This window comes from Bradyrhizobium sp. 521_C7_N1_3 (genome assembly GCF_052075975.1).
Classification (GTDB): domain Bacteria; phylum Pseudomonadota; class Alphaproteobacteria; order Rhizobiales; family Xanthobacteraceae; genus Bradyrhizobium; species Bradyrhizobium japonicum.
Genome location: NZ_CP197232.1, coordinates 947,171 through 964,696, shown reverse-complemented (window position 1 = coordinate 964,696; position 17,526 = coordinate 947,171). Strand labels below are relative to the sequence as shown.

Annotated in this window: 14 protein-coding genes; 7 read left to right on the top strand and 7 right to left on the bottom strand. The window is 65.2% G+C overall.

The window, feature by feature from the left end; genetic code table 11:
• Positions 1-3: 3 nt before the first annotated feature.
• The 3 genes from AB7008_RS04440 to AB7008_RS04430 form a co-directional block, all read right to left on the bottom strand.
• Positions 4-774, bottom strand: a complete 771-nt coding sequence (locus AB7008_RS04440; RefSeq protein ID WP_441258509.1) for a TIGR02186 family protein — start codon at positions 772-774, stop codon at positions 4-6.
• The gene (locus AB7008_RS04435) at positions 771-1,688 is read right to left on the bottom strand and encodes a sulfite exporter TauE/SafE family protein (RefSeq protein ID WP_014498523.1); all 918 of its coding nucleotides are present in this window, start codon (positions 1,686-1,688) and stop codon (positions 771-773) included. The genes AB7008_RS04440 and AB7008_RS04435 overlap by 4 nt, the downstream gene beginning before the upstream one ends.
• Before the next feature lie 389 nt (positions 1,689-2,077).
• Positions 2,078-5,551, bottom strand: a complete 3,474-nt coding sequence (locus tag AB7008_RS04430) for a hypothetical protein (protein WP_441258508.1) — start codon at positions 5,549-5,551, stop codon at positions 2,078-2,080.
• Positions 5,552-5,870: 319 nt separating this feature from the next.
• Between AB7008_RS04430 and AB7008_RS04425 the strand changes: the two genes are divergently transcribed.
• On the top strand, positions 5,871-6,620 hold the full coding sequence (locus AB7008_RS04425) for an outer membrane protein (RefSeq protein WP_441258507.1): 750 nt from the start codon (positions 5,871-5,873) through the stop codon (positions 6,618-6,620).
• A 12-nt stretch (positions 6,621-6,632) separates the two neighbouring features.
• On the opposite strand, the gene AB7008_RS04420 is transcribed toward AB7008_RS04425, so the two are convergent.
• Positions 6,633-7,223 (bottom strand): PadR family transcriptional regulator, encoded by a 591-nt coding sequence (locus AB7008_RS04420; protein WP_028151641.1) that lies wholly within the window; start codon positions 7,221-7,223, stop codon positions 6,633-6,635.
• Positions 7,224-7,418: 195 nt separating this feature from the next.
• Here AB7008_RS04420 and AB7008_RS04415 point away from each other — a divergent pair, with 195 nt between their 5' ends.
• From AB7008_RS04415 to AB7008_RS04400, 4 genes are all read left to right on the top strand, one after another.
• Positions 7,419-7,805 carry a nuclear transport factor 2 family protein gene (locus tag AB7008_RS04415; RefSeq protein WP_441258506.1) on the top strand — a complete coding sequence of 129 codons (387 nt, stop codon included), beginning with the start codon at positions 7,419-7,421 and terminating at the stop codon, positions 7,803-7,805.
• Between the two features lie 40 nt (positions 7,806-7,845).
• Positions 7,846-9,636, top strand: a complete 1,791-nt coding sequence (locus tag AB7008_RS04410) for an acyl-CoA dehydrogenase C-terminal domain-containing protein (protein WP_441258505.1) — start codon at positions 7,846-7,848, stop codon at positions 9,634-9,636.
• 69 nt (positions 9,637-9,705) lie between these two features.
• A complete protein-coding gene (locus AB7008_RS04405) occupies positions 9,706-10,914 on the top strand; it encodes an acetyl-CoA C-acetyltransferase (RefSeq protein WP_441258504.1) in 1,209 nt (402 codons plus the stop codon).
• A gap of 154 nt (positions 10,915-11,068) precedes the next feature.
• A complete protein-coding gene (locus AB7008_RS04400; protein WP_375791024.1) occupies positions 11,069-13,282 on the top strand; it encodes an FAD-dependent oxidoreductase in 2,214 nt (737 codons plus the stop codon).
• Positions 13,283-13,818: 536 nt separating this feature from the next.
• On the opposite strand, the gene AB7008_RS04395 is transcribed toward AB7008_RS04400, so the two are convergent.
• From AB7008_RS04395 to gstA, 3 genes are all read right to left on the bottom strand, one after another.
• Positions 13,819-14,127 carry a hypothetical protein gene (locus tag AB7008_RS04395; RefSeq protein WP_441258503.1) on the bottom strand — a complete coding sequence of 103 codons (309 nt, stop codon included), beginning with the start codon at positions 14,125-14,127 and terminating at the stop codon, positions 13,819-13,821.
• Positions 14,128-14,334: 207 nt separating this feature from the next.
• Positions 14,335-14,679 carry a hypothetical protein gene (locus tag AB7008_RS04390; protein WP_441258502.1) on the bottom strand — a complete coding sequence of 115 codons (345 nt, stop codon included), beginning with the start codon at positions 14,677-14,679 and terminating at the stop codon, positions 14,335-14,337.
• A 113-nt stretch (positions 14,680-14,792) separates the two neighbouring features.
• Positions 14,793-15,407: a glutathione transferase GstA gene (gstA, locus tag AB7008_RS04385; protein WP_248881244.1), complete on the bottom strand. Its 615-nt coding sequence runs from the start codon at positions 15,405-15,407 to the stop codon at positions 14,793-14,795.
• 127 nt (positions 15,408-15,534) lie between these two features.
• Here gstA and AB7008_RS04380 point away from each other — a divergent pair, with 127 nt between their 5' ends.
• Positions 15,535-16,029 carry a MarR family winged helix-turn-helix transcriptional regulator gene (locus AB7008_RS04380; RefSeq protein WP_441258501.1) on the top strand — a complete coding sequence of 165 codons (495 nt, stop codon included), beginning with the start codon at positions 15,535-15,537 and terminating at the stop codon, positions 16,027-16,029.
• Positions 16,030-16,130: 101 nt separating this feature from the next.
• Positions 16,131-17,501 (top strand): glutamate--cysteine ligase, encoded by a 1,371-nt coding sequence (locus AB7008_RS04375; protein ID WP_038933719.1) that lies wholly within the window; start codon positions 16,131-16,133, stop codon positions 17,499-17,501.
• The last annotated feature ends 25 nt before the right edge of the window (positions 17,502-17,526 follow it).

Here is a 17,526-nt window from a genome sequence, read left to right as displayed (position 1 = left end):
GCCTCAATCCTTCCGAAACACGATCGACGCCATCCACCCCGTCATCAGCGCCATCGCGGCCGTAGCGAGACCGTAGATCAGCCCGTGCTGCCGCGCGCTGGTGGCGACGAACTGCTCGAAACCCACCTTGACGATCTCGAACGCGGTCTCGGTCTTGGTGACCAACGCGCCGTTGGCGAACAGCTTGATTTCCACCTCATAGGTGCCGATCGGCACCTCCTCCGGCAGTGGAATGCCGGTACGGAATAGCGTCGGTGTCAGGAACGTCACCGCGCTCGGGTCCTCGCGATAGAGACCTTTCTGGGTTCGCAGGCGGATGAAGGCCGAGCGGAACGCATCGTTCGGCACCACGTCGGCATAGTCGCCGCTGACCCGTTGGGTCAGCAGCACGTTGTTGAGCCCGATCTGCTGCCGCCGCGCGATCTCGGGCGAGGTGATGATATCGAAGGGGCGGTTGGCGAACAGCGCGAGATAGCTCGGCACCGCCAGGAACTGCCGGTAGTCAGTGTTGATCCAGATGCCGAAGGTGCGCTCCTTGCGCCGCGTCACCATGTCGGCGCGCGGGCCCATCACGGTGACGACGAGGTCGTAGCTCTTGCGGTCCGCGGGCGTTGAGGCGTCCTTCTCGACCGAGCCGAACAGCACCAGTTCCTCGCCGGAATAGTTCGGCGTCACCGTGACGCGATGGTTGGAGACCGACACGATCAGTCGCTCGGCACGCGCGGCTGAGCCGAGCAGCAGGACGAGAAGGACTGCGAGAGCTGCGCGCATCATCCGCTCACTCCCAATTCGCGGATGGTAAAGAGATCCTCGGGCCGGATCACCAGCTCGATGGCGAAGCGGACGCCGACCGAAAGGATCAGCAGGCCCAGCAACAGCCGCAGCTGTTCACCGCGGATCTTCTGGCCGGCGCGGGCGCCAAACTGCGCGCCGGTGACGCCGCCGACCATCAGGATCAGCGCCAGCACCGCGTCGACGAGGTGATTGGTCACCGCGTGCAGCAGGGTCGCGATCAGCATCGTGACCAGCGTCAGAACCATCGAGGTCCCGATCACCGTCGAGGTCGGCACCCGCAGCAGGTAGATCATGATCGGCACCAGGATGAAGCCGCCGCCGATGCCCATGATGGCGCCGATGAAGCCGATCACGATGCCGACGATCACGACCGGAATGACCGAGAGGTAGATCTTCGAGCGCTTGAACCGCATTTTCAGCGGCAGGCCGTGGATCCAGCTGTGCGTGCGCCGTGGCGGCACCGCGCCGCGACGGGTCCGCATCAGGGCGCGCAGGCCCTCGGAGAACATCAGGCTGCCGACCGTGGTGAGCAGCACCACGTAGGACAACGCGATCATCAGATCGAGCTGGCCGAGCGCGCGAAGCTGCGTGAAGGTCCACACCCCGAGCGCCGTGCCGGTGACGCCGCCGCATAACAGCACACTCGCCAGTGCCGGGTCGATCGCACGCCGCCGCCAATAAGAGAGCGCGCCGGAAAAGGAGGAAGCCGCGATGTGGCTCGCAACAGAGGCGACCGCGACCGCCGGCGTGATTCCGATGAAGATCAGAAGCGGCGTCATGAGGAAGCCGCCGCCGATCCCGAACATGCCGGAGACGAAGCCGACCGCCGCACCCATCGCCAGCACCAGGAAGATGTTGACCGGCAGATCGGCGATCGGGAGATAGAGCTGCATCGAAGGACCACACTCCGGCGAAATGGATCGATTGCGCGGGAATGCTCGCCGGACGGTCGGAACGATTGCCGCGCCCCTCAATAGCGGAATTCGCGGGGGCGCGGATCAGGAATTTTGATGCGTGGTGAACGAGCTAAGCAGGATCAGATGGTTGTTTCACTGCGAGCCTGGGATTTCGCCACTTGCTCCGCTGTCATGCCCCGGCTTGACCGGGGCATCCAGTACGCCGCAGCCGCTCCGCATCAAACCGGCGTCTCTGGAACACCGGGTCGCCCGGTCCCGGCTCCGCCAAGGCTACGCCGAGGCCCACACGAGCGCTCGGCACGCCGAAGCTTCAGCGAAGGCGGCAAGCCGGGCGACGACAAGAGGAAGGCGCGTACTAAAATTGTTTAATGCGCGGCCGAGGCCGAGCGCTTGGTCGCGACCGGCTTCGGCGCGGGCTTTGCGTTTGCCTGCGGCGCGCTGTCCCAGCCGCCGTTCGGGGCGGGAACGTTGACGGCGTCGTCGGGCTGCGGCTCGGCGCTGAACGTCTGGATCGCGAGCTTGGCGGCGGCGAGCGACTGCGGATCGAGCCGCTTGGCGACGTCGTCGCGCTTGCCCGCAGCGTCAGCATCGCCCTGCCCGGCCGCAAGCGTGAACCATTTGTAGGACTCGGCGAGGTTCTGCTCGACGCCGATGCCGCGGGCATAGAGGATGCCGAGATTGAACTGGCTGTCGGCGACACCGCGATCAGCGGCCTTCCTGAACCACTGCGCCGCGCTCTTGTAATTCGCGCCGCGTCCGCCGCCGTCGGCGTCGAGCACCGCGAGATTGTGCATCGCCTTGGCGTTGCCGCGCTCGGCGGCCTGCGTGTAGTAGCGGCGGGCGATGTCGGCGTCCTTCTTCACGCCGAGGCCCTTCTCATAGAGCGTGCCGAGCCGGAAGGTCGCGGGCACCACACCGGCCTGCGCCGCGCGGTCGTACCATTTGGCGGCTTCATCGTAGTTCGCAGCGACGCCCTTGCCCTCGGCAAAGCGCACGCCGATCTCGTAGGCCGCGGTCGCATCGCCCTTCATCGCGGCGGTGCGCAGCACCGGACCGCCGATGCCGTCAGGGAGCTTCTCGCTCGGCGGCACCTGGATCATGCCAAGCTTCGCGCGACTCGCGCCCGACAGCGCGCCGGTGACGTCGTTGCTCGCCGCAGGCGGCGGTGGCGTCGCGGGGACCGGCGGGATTTCGACCGAAGCCGAACTGCCCGCCCCTGCCACAGGAGCCGGCGCGGGATTATTCAGCGACTGCTTCCCGATCGGCGTCGGCGAGGTCATCGAAGGCGTGACCTGCTCGGGCGTGGCGGGCTTGGTCTCGACCGGCGGCGGAGGAGCCTGCGGCGCGGGCGCGCTCGACGAATTCTCCATCGCCTGCGGTGACGGCGGCGCGCTGCCGCCATCGAGCAGGTTCATCGCCATCTTGAAGGTGCCGAGCACGATCACGACCACGCTGGCGCCGACCAGCAGCGAGCGGATCTTCGAGGTGATGGTCGAGCCGCCTTCCTGGCCCTTGTCCTTGGTGCGGCCTGCGATGGCCGCCTTGGCGGCTGCCTTTGCACTTGCCTTGGCACCGCGAGCCGGCTTTTCCGGCTGCGCGGCGGCGGCCTGCGCGGCGCGGCGTGCGGCCGCAATGAAGCTCGACGACGACACCGGCTCTTTCGGCGCGGCGGGGATTTCGCTGATCGCGCTTTCGGACGCGGCAATGCGCTCCGACGGCGTGGCGACGCGGCCGCCCGGCCGTGTGCCCGGCTCGAGCGGATGGTCCGGCGGCAATTCCGGTGCGAGCGCGGCGCGCGTGGGCACCGTGTGCGGCTCGAGGATCTCGCTGATCGCACGCGGCGGAACGGGCGGTGCAATTGGCACCGGCGGCGGCGCGGCCGGTGCGGCGGCATGGAATTCGCGCGGCGCGGCGACGAAGGCGCCCTGTGGCAGTTGTTGCGCGGCGGCCGGGTTCTGCAGCTCCGGCTTCGGATCGTATTTCGGCTGCTGCGGCTCGCGCGCGACAGGCGCGGGCTCCGTGGGCGCGGCCATCGGCATCGACATGGACGTCGAACTGGGCATCGGCTGCGGAGCGGGAGCCGGCGGCGCCGTGCGCACCGCGCGCAGATCACCCTCGATCATCGAGAGGCGATCGACGACATGGCCGAGCGCGCTGTGCACGGCCTCGAGCGAATCCTGGGTGCTGCGGTTGGTCTCGGCCTGGCTGAAGCGGAGGTCGGAGAGCTCGCGCTTGACCAGATCGACCATGCCGGAATCGGCAGACGGTGCCGAATTGCGGCTTTCGGCGAGGGCGGAATAGGTCGCCTGCTGCCGCTCCAGATGCCGCAGGATGTCGTGCAGCCCGTCCTCGACGCGGCTTAAATTGCCGTTGCGCGGATCGGAGGCGGCTTCGATCCGCTCCAGCAGATACGAGACCCGCTGTTCGAGATGCGCAAAGGTCGACGCGGAATCGTTGCCGACCTGCATGCGGTCGAAACGATCCGACAGCGCGCGGATCGCAGCTTCCAGATGCTCGCTGCTCTCGGAAGGCTGCGGCCGCTCGCGCGTTTCCAGCGCGGCGGTGAGCGCCGCGATGCGCTGCTCCAGCACGGCAAAGCTGTCGCTGGGACCGGACGAGCGGGTGACCTGGTCGACCTTGGACGACAGCAGCTGCACGTCTTCGGAAAGACGCGCCAGGGCTTCGTTGGAGGCGACGTTGGAGACGATGCCGCGCAGCGCCGAGATCGCGCCTTCGAGCTGGCGGACCGTCGACGGGTCGTCATTGGCGCGCAGGATCAGATCGAGCTTGGCGCCGAGATTGCGGATTGCCTCGTCATAGCCGGTGAGTTGCTCGGCCGGCGTCAGCGTGCGCAGCACCTGCTTGATCTCGGACAGCGCGTGCTCGATGCCCGACAGGACCTGGCCATCCGTCCCCGACGAGCGGGTCTCGTCGATGCGACGGTGCAGCGAGCGAATCTCGTTCTCGATCGATTCGATCGCGCGGCGCGGCATCGCCTCGGTGATGGCGTGGCGGATCTCGGTAAGCTCGCTGCGGAAAGCGTTGATCGCCTGCTCGGTGTTGTCAGGGCGCTGGAGCGACTCGATCTGGCTCGTGATCTTGAGCAAATGGCGCTCGAGCGACGAGAAATCAGGCCCCGGCTGCGGGGGCGGCGGTGCATAGGCAGGCGCGGGCGGCGCCACCGGGGGCGCGAAAGGCGCTGCCGTCGGTGCAATCGACGGCGCGGCGCGCGGCGGCATCTGCCGCGGCGCAAAGCCGTCGAGCTCGCTCTGCCGTGCCGTGATCTCGGCGACGGCAACGTCGAACGACGCGGGGCTCAAGGGCGGTGAGTTGCGATAGACCTGGGCTGCGGCACGCTCGACCGCATCGGCCTGGCGCTGGCGCGTTTCGACGGGTGCCGGCCGCGGCGGCTGAGGCTGCTGCGGCTTTGAGATTTGCGACAGCCGCGCATCAAGCCGCGAGATCGCGTCGTTGAGCTGGCGCGCGACGCCCTGCTCGCGCGAGACGTCCGGCCGCGGCGCGGGCTTTGAAATCCGTTCGATCTGCTGGGTGATCGCGTCGAGCCGCTGGTGGATGTCGGCGACGTCGCGGCTCTCCTGGCTCGGCATCTGCGGCGGGCGCTGATCGTGACGCTGCTCTTGACGCTGCTCTTGGCGTTGATCTTGGCGTTGATCTTGGCGTTGATCGTAAGGTCCGCGAAAGTTCGGCGGGGCCGTCTCGCCGAGCGTGGAGTTCAGCCAATCGTTGAGTGACATGCCGGCGCGACGCGCAGCAGCTTCGGCCCGCTCCCTGACGGATGGATCGATGCCGTCAACACTCCACGATACGCGCGAATTCATGACTCTGTCCGGTTCCGACTCCGGCGCCCCACCCGGCGCCTCCAGCCTCCCCACGCGTGCCGGTTGCAAAGACAATCGGATTTGGCGCGGGTCGTCTGCCTCGAAAACCGACTTTTTCCTGTTACGGTAAATAACGGGTTAAGGAACGCGTTGCCGGTGTCTTAAAGTTGGGCGTCGAGAACCAACTTGCCTCCGTTGGCCCCGCCCCGAAGCCGCGCCCCGACAAAGATTTCGCCGCGCGCCCGATCCGCACGTCTCAAGGGATAGAGAGCGGCCCGATCCACGGGCAGGCTCTTGCCTGACTGGATTGTTGGCTGACATGAAAAGGTTGCTCGTGGCCGCGATGGCGGCCGGACTGGCATCGCATGCCGTTGCCGCCGATGCCCCGGCGGCAGCGCCTGCGGTGAAGGCACCGGCGCCCGCGGGATACAATTGGACCAGCTGCTATGTCGGCATTCAGGGCGGCGGAAACTGGGGCAAGAGCGAGCATGTCCGGCGCGCCGGCGACGTCTCCGGGCCGACGATCACAGGGACTTTCAATCTCAGCGGCGCGGCCGTCGCGGGCGGAGTCTTCGGCTGCGATTTCCAGATCGAAAAGACCGTGCTCGGCTTCGAGAACGACGCGTCATGGACCAACCAGCACGGCAAGGTGCAGGATCTGCCGCCCTTCAACGTCGGGGTGACGAGCGGCACGCGGGAAAAATGGATCGATATGTTCCGCGGCCGTGTCGGTTACGCGCTCGATCAGTTCCTGATCTACGGCACGGCCGGTATCGCCTTCGCCGGCACCGAGGTCACCGTGTCCAACCAGGCGGTGCAGGTCACCAGCTCCCAGACCCGCACCGGCCTGGCGGCCGGGCTCGGTGGCGAATGGGCGGCCTATGTCGATACCTGGGGCGCCGTGACCCTCAAGCTCGAATATGTGCACGTCGATTTTGGCAGCAAACGATATGTCGATCCGCCGATCAGCGGCGCCGTCACGCGCGACGTCAGGCTGACGGACGACATCGTCCGCGCCGGCGTCAATGTCCGGCTCAACTGGGATAGGCCGGTCGTCACGAAGTACTAGGGCTGCGCAGGCTCAGCCCTTCCCCTCCCGCTTGCCGTCCTCCAGCGGCACGACCGTGCCCTTGCCGCTCATCGCCGATAGCGCCTGGAGTGCCTCCTCGCAGAAATCGGCCACCATCTGCTCGTGGCGGGCACCGAGCTGAAGCAGCAGCAGATTGCCGAGGTCGAGCACGCCCGACGCCGAGCCCTCCGGAAATCGCTTCTTGAGGATCCGCTCGTAATTCTCGTGCCGGTCGCGGTGGTGCTCCAGCCGGGCCATCAGATCGGTGCGCATGGGCTCGATGTCGATGCTGTCGAGCGCGTGCAGCCGCACCAGCAGGTCGTCCTTGATCGAGGGCGGCGTGCTCGGCCGCGCGGCCCAGTGCCGCAGCGCTGTTCGGCCCTCGGGAGTCAGCGTATAAATCAGTTTGTTGGGCTTGCCCGATTGAACGACCTCGCGGCCCTGGATGAAGCCGCGGTCGCGCAGCTTGGAGAGCTCGCGGTAGATCTGCTGGTGGTCGGCTTTCCAGAAGAAGCCGATCGAGGAATCGAATGTCTTGGCGAGCTCGTAGCCCGTCATCGGACGTTCCGTCAGGCATGCGAGGATTGCGTCGCCCAGCGCCATGGCACCAGCTCCCTTTCGAGGTCTCGACCAATTGACTTGACTTTATGCGCATCGGTGCATATGCGTCAATGTGCATATGAGGCAAGCTTCAGACCCGCCCTTATCGGCCATCGCGCTACTGTGCATGGGGTTGTTTTCGCGTTTTTGCCAAGGCCTTTGACCAAGAAGGCCTTTGATCAAGGGAGGCACCTGAGAATGACCGGCCTCGATTCCTGGTACGCCTTTATGAAGTCCCACGACCGCGCCGCGCTCTGGGACCTGCTCCACCCCGACGCCGTGTTCGAAAGCCCCGTGGTGCATTCGCCCCAGCGCGGACGCGACATCACCTTCAAATATCTCGCCAGTGCCGAGAAGGTGCTCGGCGGTCCCGGCTTCTCCTATGTCGGCGAGTGGAAAAGCGCCAACGGCGCCGTGCTCGAATTCAAGAATGTCATCGACGGCATCGAGATCAACGGTGTCGACATCATCACCTTCGATGCCGAGGGACGCATCACCCATTTCAAGGTGATGGTGCGTCCGCTCAAGGCGATCAACATGCTGCACCGCCTGATGGCGGAGCAGTTGGCCGCCGTTCAATCATAAGCCAACATCATCACTTCAGACCGCCTGCCGGGAGACCACCATGCCGATCTATAAAGCCCCCGTCGAAGACGTGAACTTCCTGCTCAACGACGTCTTCCAGATCGATCGCTACGACAACCTCGCCGGCTTCTCCGATGCGTCGAGCGACGTGCGCGAAGCCATTCTCGGCGAAGCCGCGAAGCTCGCGGAAGAAGTGCTGCAGCCGCTCAACCGCGTCGGCGATCTCGAAGGCTGCAAGCGCGCCGATGACGGCAGCGTCACCACGCCGAAGGGCTTCAAGGACGCTTTCAAGCAAGTGGCGGAGGGCGGCTGGCTTGGCCTGTCGGCGCCGACCGAGTTCGGCGGCCAGGGCCTGCCGGTGACGCTGAGCCAGGCGGTCAACGAATTCCAGATCTCCGCCAACATGGCGTTCTCGATGTATGGCGGCCTGACCATGGGCGCGACCGCGGCGCTGATCGTGCACGGCTCGCCCGAGCAGAAGCAGACCTACGTGCCGAAGATGGTGGCGGGTGAGTGGACCGGCACCATGAACCTGACCGAGCCGCATTGCGGCACCGATCTCGGCATGCTCCGCACCAAGGCGGTCCGCCAGCCCGACGGCAGCTTCAAGATCACCGGCACGAAGATCTTCATCTCGGCCGGTGAGCATGACCTCGCCCCCAACATCATCCATCTCGTGCTCGCCCGCATCGAGGGTGCACCGGCCGGCATCAAGGGCGTGTCGCTGTTCGTGGTGCCGAAATTCCTGGTCAATGCCGATGGTTCGGTCGGCGCACGCAACGGCGTGGTGTGCGGCTCGATCGAGCACAAGATGGGCATTCACGGCAATTCCACTTGCGTGATGAACTACGACGGCGCCACCGGCTGGCTGATCGGCGAAGAGAACAAGGGCATGCAGGGCATGTTCGTGATGATGAACGAGGCCCGCCTCGGCGTCGCCGTTCAAGGTCTCGCGCAGTCCGAGGTCGCCTATCAGAACGCGGTCGCCTATGCCCGCGAGCGCATCCAGGGCCGCTCGCTGACCGGCGCCAAGGCGCCGGACAAGCAGGCCGACCCGATCATCGTGCATCCCGACGTGCGCCGCACGCTGCTCTCGATCCGCGCCTTCAACGAGGCCGCGCGCGCCTTCGTGATGTGGACCGCGCTGAAGAGCGACGTCGCCCATCGCTCTGAAGATCCCAAGGACCGTCAGGCCGCCGACGACCACATGGGCCTGATGACGCCCGTGCTGAAGGGCTTCCTCACCGATTACGGCTTTGCCAACGCGGTGCAGGCGCAGCAGATGTATGGCGGCCACGGCTATATCGCGGAGCAGGGCATGGAGCAGTTCGTCCGCGATGCCCGCATCGCCATGATCTATGAAGGCGCCAACGGCATCCAGGCGCTCGACCTCGTCGGCCGCAAGCTGCCGCGCGACGGCGGCCGCGCCATCATGGCCTTCTTCGGTGAGGTCATGGCCTTCGCCAAGGAGAACGGCGGCGACGAGGCGCTAAAACCCTTCATCGCGCCGCTCTCGGCCTCGCTCGGCCATCTCCAGCAGGCCACGACCTGGCTGATGCAGAACGCCATGGCGAAGCCGGACAATGCGGGTGCTGCTGCAACCGATTACCTGCATCTCTTCGGCTTCGTCGCGCTCGGCTACATGTGGGCGAAGATGGCCAAGGTGACGCAGGCGAAGATTGCCGCGAGCGGAGCGACGCCCTATCTCTCGACCAAGCTCGTCACCGGCCGCTTCTTCATGGAGCGCATGCTGCCGGAGACCGCCGCCAATCTCGCGCGCATCCAGGCCGGCTGCGCCACCATCATGGAACTGCCGGCGGAAGCTTTCTGAGGCTTCCCGCTTCGCCAATGATCCGACCGCGCCGCGGTCGTAACCAATAACTGCAATCAGGAGGCTCCCATGGCAGATGCCTATATCTACGACCACGTCCGAACCCCGCGCGGCCGCGGCAAGGCTGACGGCGCGCTGCACGAGGTGACGGCGCTCGCGCTCGCCACCGTGCCGCTGAAGGCGCTGAAGGACCGCAACAACCTGCCCGAAGATTCGGTCGACGACGTCGTGCTCGGCGTGGTCGACCCCGTCGGCGAAGCCGGCTCCGACATCGCGCGCTTCGCCGCGCTCAAGGCCGGCCTCGGTGAAGCCGTGCCCGGCGTGCAGATCAGCCGCTTCTGTGCTTCCGGCCTCGACGCCGTGAATTTTGCCGCAGCCCAGGTGATGAGCGGCCAGCATGGGCTGGTGATCGGCGGCGGCGCCGAATCCATGAGCCGCGTCGGCATCGGCGCCTCCGGTGGCGCCTGGCCGATGGACCCCTCGATGGCGGTGCCGGCCTACTTCATGCCGCAGGGCGTCTCGGCCGATCTGATCGCCACGAAGTACGGCTTCTCGCGCGACGACGTCGACGCCTATGCGGTGCAGAGCCAGCAGCGCGCCGGCAAGGCCTGGGATGAGGGCCGGTTCAACAAGTCCATCGTGCCCGTGAAGGACATCAACGGCCTCACCATCCTCGCCAAGGACGAGCACATGCGTCCCTCGACGACGATGCAGTCGCTGGCACAGCTCCAGCCGTCGTTCACGATGATGGCGCAGATGGGCGGCTTTGACGGCGTCGCGGTGCAGTCGCATCCGGAAATCGAGCGCGTCAACTACGTGCACCACGCCGGCAACTCGTCGGGCATCGTCGACGGCGCCGGCGCCGTGCTGCTCGGCAGCAAGGAAGCAGGCAGCAAGTACGGCCTGAAGCCGCGCGCCAAGATCCGCGCCTTCGCGAACGTCGGCTCTGAGCCCGCGATGATGCTGACCGGTCCGGTCGACGTCACCGAGAAGCTGTTCGCGCGTTCGGGCATGAAGAAGTCGGACATCGACCTGTTCGAGCTCAACGAAGCGTTTGCCTCGGTCGTGCTGCGCTACATCCAGGCCTTCGACATCGACAACGCCAAGATCAACGTCAATGGCGGCGCGATCGCGCTCGGCCATCCGCTTGGCGCGACCGGCGCGATGATCCTCGGCACCGTGCTCGACGAGCTCGAGCGCACCAACAAGTCCACCGCCCTTGTGACGCTGTGCATCGGCGGCGGCATGGGCACCGCGACCATCATCGAGCGGGTGTAACGAGCTGCCGTAGGGTGGGCAAAGCGAAGCGTGCCCACCATTGCTGTCTCCGCGAAGAATGGTGGGCACGGCGCAAGAGCGCCTTTGCCCACCCTACGAGATCACAGTCAACCGCCGCGCCTGAGATCGGCTGCGGCACCGAGGAGCAACCAACATGGCTTACAAGAATTTCAAGGTTGAGACCGATTCCGACGGCATCGCGCTCGTCACCTGGGACATCCCTGGCCGTTCGATGAACGTGCTCGACGAGACCTCGACCAGCGAGCTCGATGCGATCGTCAAGGAAACCACGGCCGACGCCGCGGTGAAGGGCGTCGTCATCACCTCCGCCAAGGAGGCGTTCTGCGCCGGTGCCGACCTGTCGATGCTCGAGGGCATGAACCAGGCCTACGCCAAGGTCTTGAAGGAGCAGGACGAGACCGCCGCGAACCAGATGCTGTTCGACCAGAGCCGGCGCTTCTCGCAGGTGCTGCGCTCGATCGAGACCTCCGGCAAGCCGTGGGCGGCCGCGATCAACGGCCTCGCGCTCGGCGGCGGGTTCGAGATCACGCTGTGCTGCCACTATCGCGTGGCGGCGGAAAATCCCAAGACGCGCCTCGGCCTGCCCGAGGTCAAGGTCGGCCTGTTCCCCGGCGCCGGCGGCACGCAGCGCGTGCCACGCCTGGTGCCGCCGCAGGACGCGATGACGATCCTGCTCAAGGGCGATCCGGTCACGGTCGAGAAGGCCAAGGCGCTGAACCTCATTCACGCCATCGTCCCTGCGGCAGATCTCGTCAAGGCAGCGAAGGACTGGATCAAGGGCGGCGGCAAGGCCGTCGCGCCCTGGGACGAGAAGGGCTTCAAGCTGCCGGGCGGTCCGGTGTTCTCCAAGGCCGGCATGATGATGTTCCCGGCCGGCAACGCGATCTATCGCCGCGAGACCTACGACAATTATCCGGCCGCGCGCGCGATCATGAGCTGCGTCTATGAAGGCCTGCAGCTGCCGATCGACGCGGCGCTGCGCGTCGAGTCGCGCTACTTCACCTCGGTGCTGCGTTCGAAGGAAGCAGCCGCGATGATCCGCAGCCTGTTCCTGTCGATGCAGGAGCTCAACAAGGGTGCGCGCCGTCCGAAGGACGTAGCCCCGACCAAGGTGAAGAAGATCGCCGTGATCGGCGCCGGCTTCATGGGTGCGAGCGTCGGCTACGTCTCGGCCCGTGCCGGCCTCGACGTCGTTCTGATCGACCGCGACCAGGAGAGCGCCGACAAGGGCAAGGCGCATGCGCAGAAAGTGATCGAGGAGCAGATCAAGAAGGGCCGTGCCAAGCCCGGTGACGCCGATGCGCTGCTCGCGCGCATCACGCCGACCGCGGACTATGCCGCATTGAAGGACGTCGACCTCGTCATCGAGGCCGTGTTCGAGGATCGCAAGGTCAAGGCTGAGACGTTTGCCAAGGCGCAGGAATATCTGAAGCCGGACGTGATCTTCGCGTCGAACACCTCGACGCTGCCGATCACCTCGCTGGCCGAGGGCTTCAAGGACCAAGGCAAGTTCGTCGGCATCCACTTCTTCTCGCCGGTCGAGAAGATGATGCTTGTCGAGATCATCAAAGGCAAAAACACCGGCGACGTCGCGCTCGCGACCGCGCTCGACTACGTCCGGCAGATCGGCAAGACGCCAATCGTCGTCAACGACAGCCGCGGCTTCTTCGCCAATCGCTGCGTTGGCCGTTACGTCGCCGAAGGCAACGAGATGTTCCTGGAGGGCGTGCCGCCGGCGATGATCGAGAACTGCGCCAAGATGGCCGGCATGCCGGTCGGTCCGCTCTCGCTCTCGGACGAAGTCGCACTCGACCTCGGCCTCAAGATCATGAAGGCGACGGAAGCCGATCTTGGCCCGAACGCCATCAACCCCGACCAGAAGAAGCTGATGGTGGAGATGGTCGAGAACCAGGGCCGTCTCGGCCGCAAGAACAGCAAGGGCTTCTACGACTATCCCGAGAAGGGCAAGGGCCAGAAGAGCCTGTGGCCGGGGCTGTCAGCGCTGCAGCCGAAGCAGCTCGACCCCGACACGCTCGACATCGAGGAGCTGAAGCAGCGCTTCCTGGTGGTGCAGGCGGTGGAAGCCGCGCGCACGGTCGAAGACCACGTCATCACCGACCCGCGCGAGGCGGATGTCGGCTCGATCCTCGGCTTCGGCTTCGCGCCGTTCACCGGCGGCACGCTGTCCTACATCGACTTCATGGGCACGAAGAAATTCGTCGAGCTCTGCCACAAGCTGGAGGCGAAGTACGGCTCGCGCTTCACCCCGCCGAAGCTTCTCGAGGAGATGGCCGCGAAGGGAGAAACTTTCTACGGCCGATTCGCGCCGAAGAAGGCGGCGGCCTGACCGCTTTCTTCGTAGCCCGGATGGAGCGCAGCGAAATCCGGGACGATCTCACCAGATGCAAAGACCCCGGATTGCGCTTCGCTCCATCCGGGCTACGCACCCAGGAACCGAAAGGCCGGATCGTCGATCCGGCCTTTTTGTTTGGGAGACGTCATCACGGTTGCGTCAGATTTGTTCCCGGCTTGTGGAACCAGTCACAGAATTCGCGTAGGAACCGTGTCAGAGTCCCCGCTGCCGCGGTGTCGCGCTATTGTCATAGGCACGTCAAAGCGGCGCCGTTCTTTTGCTCGGCCCTGGCACTAGTCTTGCTCAGGGTCAGGGCCACGAACCCGGTCGGGACACTTGCCGAGCCATCGGCAAGTTGAAGACGAAATAAGAAAGTATCCTTGATGAACTCTTTGGTGCTGCGGAAGACCGCGCTCGGTCGCGATCTCACCGCGAAATATGCTGTTGGACCCGCCGCTCGCCGCCTCTCGCCGCAACAGAAGCCGGCGCGCCTGCGCCGCAAGGGGCCGATGCTTTGGGGCGCTTTGGCGTTACTTGTGCTGGCGGCGGATCTTATGCTGGCTTCCCTCGCCTGGCTCGCCGTCGACTTCGTCATGGGCTGAGACCGCCCGCGCGTGCAGCAGGTAGGCCGCCGCGAAGTAGGCGAGTTGGCAGACGGCAAGACAGATGGCGATGACGGTCACACCGGCCATCATGCCGAATTCGTAAGCGCGAAGAATGATCGCCGAGAAAACTGCGATTGCCGGCGCAATCAATACCAGCGCCCAGATCCTGAAAACATAACCGGTCGCTATTCCCACCAATGCACTTGCGACGATCAGGACCAAGGCAATCGTCAAGTTCAACTCCGATGAACGCACAAATAATCCTCTAGCAATTCCGCCAAGCTCGCGCGCTTTACGGGTGCTGACAAGACAGCACTACTTACATTCGGCGAACAGTAGTTCATAAGTCTAATGATAGGTACGATGATCCGGTGAGATGGGTTCGCCCCCACCCTGCCCAGGACAGAATAAGAAGGGGCCGGATCGACGATCCGGCCCGTTTTATTTGCGGTCCCCGAACGGCGAGAACGCCCGGCCCGAGATCGCATCGTCGGCAAGACTCGCTCTCCAGCTGCCTTCATCGCCGCGGCCGATGCAAACCTCGAAACGCCAACCATTCTGGTTGGTGAAGGCGATGTCCGCTCTGCCCTTCTTCCTGGCGTAGCTGCACGGATATTCGGTCGGACGATCGGGAAAGACGATTCTTCCTTCCTTGCTCTCGAACACCGCCGAGGTGACCTGCGGATGGATCATGAAGATGCAATTGCGCTGCGGCAGGTCCGGCGTCGACAAGCCAAGCATCGCGAGCGGCGCGCCCGCGGCAGTCATAAGGACGATCATGTTCATGGCGGCGGCTGTCTCGTGGAGGTGCTCCGCGATTTCGACGTGGCCGCCGATCGAATGGTTCACAATGAAAAAGGCCGGATCGTCGATCCGGCCTTTCGCGTGTTGCGATGCGCTTACTTCGCCTGCGCAAGGCCTTCCTTCTTCAGCGCCTCCTGCACCTGCGGCCGCGCTGCGACGCGAGCCTTGTAGGCGGTCAGGTTCGGCATGGCCGAGAGGTCGAACTTCATCCGGTCGCCCCAGGTCAGCATCGTGAAGAGATAGCCGTCGGCAACCGTGAACTGCTTTCCCATGAGGTAGTCGCGGCCGGCGAGCTGGCTGTCGATGTATGCCAGCTTGCCCATGACGCGGTCCTTGAAGAAGGCCTTGGCCTCGTCGTTCAGCGCCGGCGCGAAGAGGGGTCCGAAGCTCTTGTGCACCTCCGAGGTGAGGAAGTTCAGCCATTCGAGCAGCTTGTAGCGCTCGGAGCTGCCGTGAGCCGGCGCCAGCGCCTTGGCCGAAGCCTGGTCGGCGATCATCTGGACAATGACCGGGCCTTCGGTCACGATCTCGCCGCTGTCGAGGCCCAGCGCAGGGACCTGGCCCTTCGGGTTCAGCTTCAGATAATCCTCACCATTTTCGAGCTTCTTGGCCCGGATATCGACCTTGACCAGCTCATAGGGCAGGCCGGCTTCCAGGAGCGCGATGTGGGGGGACAGGGAGCAGGCGCCGGGCGAGTAATAGAGTTTCATGGAATTTCCTTCTCTTGACGCTTGGTTGGGCCGAAGGAACGCCTACATGCATCTGCATCCAATAGTCAAGATTGATGCAGGTGCATCGAGTGGGGTAAGAGACGGGACGACGAGCTTGAGCGGGACCATGAAACGCAAACCATCGACCGAGGCAACTTCGGCCTGGATCCGCCTGATGCGGGTGCAGAGCCGCGTGCTCGGTTGCGTCGAGCAGGACTTGAAGAAGGCGGGGTTCCCGCCGCTGGCCTGGTACGACGCGCTGCTCGAATTGTCGCGGGCGCCCTCGGGTGAGCTGCGCCCGGTGGAACTCGAGCGGCAGATGCTGATCCCGCAATACTCCACCTCGCGCCTGATCGACCGCCTCGTCGACGAGGGGCTCGCCTCCCGGCGCGAATGCAAGATCGACAAGCGCGGCCAGTTCGTGGAGATCACGGAAGCCGGCCGCGAGTTGCAGAAGCGGATGTGGGGCGCCTATTCGGCCGCAATCGAAAAGTATGTCGGCTCGAAACTGTCCGATGCGGATGCCGTCAAGCTCAGCGGTCTGCTCGACCGTCTCGGCTGCTCGTGCGGCGAGATGAAACTGCCGCCCGTCCACGTCAACGAAACCACGCCGTCGCGATGATCGTGCGGCAAACCAGCTCGTCCGTGCACCCCCTGGGCTCACGGACCACCCCGTCACCCGCGCGCCTTCGATCGAAGCGCCCTTTTTGATTAGAGTTTGATATGGCGCGAGACCAGATCGATATGACGCCGCTGCAGTCGCGCGACGAGCTCGTCGCGTGGTTCGAGGCCGGCTGCAAGGACCCGTCCGAATTCCGCATGGGCACCGAGCACGAGAAGACGCCGTTCACGCTCGAAGGCCACCGTCCGGTGCCTTACGAGGGCGCGCGGGGCATCGGCGCGCTGCTCGAAGGCATGAAGCTCCTGCTCGGCTGGGAGCCGATCATGGAGAAGGGCAACATCATCGGCCTCTACGACGTCACCGGCGGCGGCGCGATCTCGCTCGAGCCCGGCGGACAGTTCGAGCTCTCCGGCGCGCCGGTCGAGAACGTGCATCAGACCCAGAGCGAGCTGATGGCGCATCTGGCGCAGGTGCGCGAGATCGCGACCCCGCTCGGCATCGGCTTCCTCGGGCTCGGCATGACGCCGTCCTGGTCGCGCGCCGACATCCCGGTGATGCCCAAGGGCCGCTACAAGATCATGACCAATTACATGCCGAAGGTCGGTCAATACGGCCTCGACATGATGTACCGGACCTGCACGGTGCAGACCAATCTCGACTTCTCCTCCGAAGCCGACATGGTCAAGAAGCTGCGCGTCTCGCTCGCGCTCCAGCCGGTCGCGACCGCGCTGTTTGCCAATTCGCCGTTCACCGAGGGCAAGCCGAACGGCTTCCTGTCGTTCCGCTCCGAGATCTGGCGCGACACCGACAATGCGCGCTCGGGCATGATGCCGTGGGCATTCGAGGACGGCATGGGTTTCGAGCGCTATGTCGACTACGCGCTCGACGTGCCCATGTACTTCGTCAAGCGCGACGAGGATTACATCGACGTCTCGGGCTCCTCGTTCCGCGCCTTCTTCGACGGCCGCAACAACAATCTGCCCGGCGAACGTCCGACGCTGTCGGACTGGGCCAATCATCTTTCGACGATCTTCCCGGAGGTGCGCCTCAAGCGCTATCTCGAGATGCGCGGCTCCGATGGCGGCCCGTGGGGCCGCCTGCCGGCGCTATCGGCGTTCTGGGCCGGGCTGCTCTACGACGATGTGTCGCTCGATGCCGCCTGGGATCTCGTGAAGCACTGGACCGCGCATGAGCGCCAGGCCCTGCGCGACGACGTGCCGCGGTTCGGCTTCAAGGCGCGGATCAAGGACCGCTATCTGTTCGAGATCGCCAAGGAATGCCTCGTTCTGGCCCATGCCGGCCTGCGCCGGCGCGGCCGGATCGACCAGCTCGGCCGCGACGAAACCCGGCATCTGGAGCCGCTCGATCGCATCATCGATTCCGGCCGGACCCCGGCCGAGGAGATGCTGGAGAAGTTCAACGGCGCCTGGAACGGCTCCGTGGAACCGGCCTACGCGGAATACGCGTTCTAGGCCAGAGGCCGACGACCAGGACCTG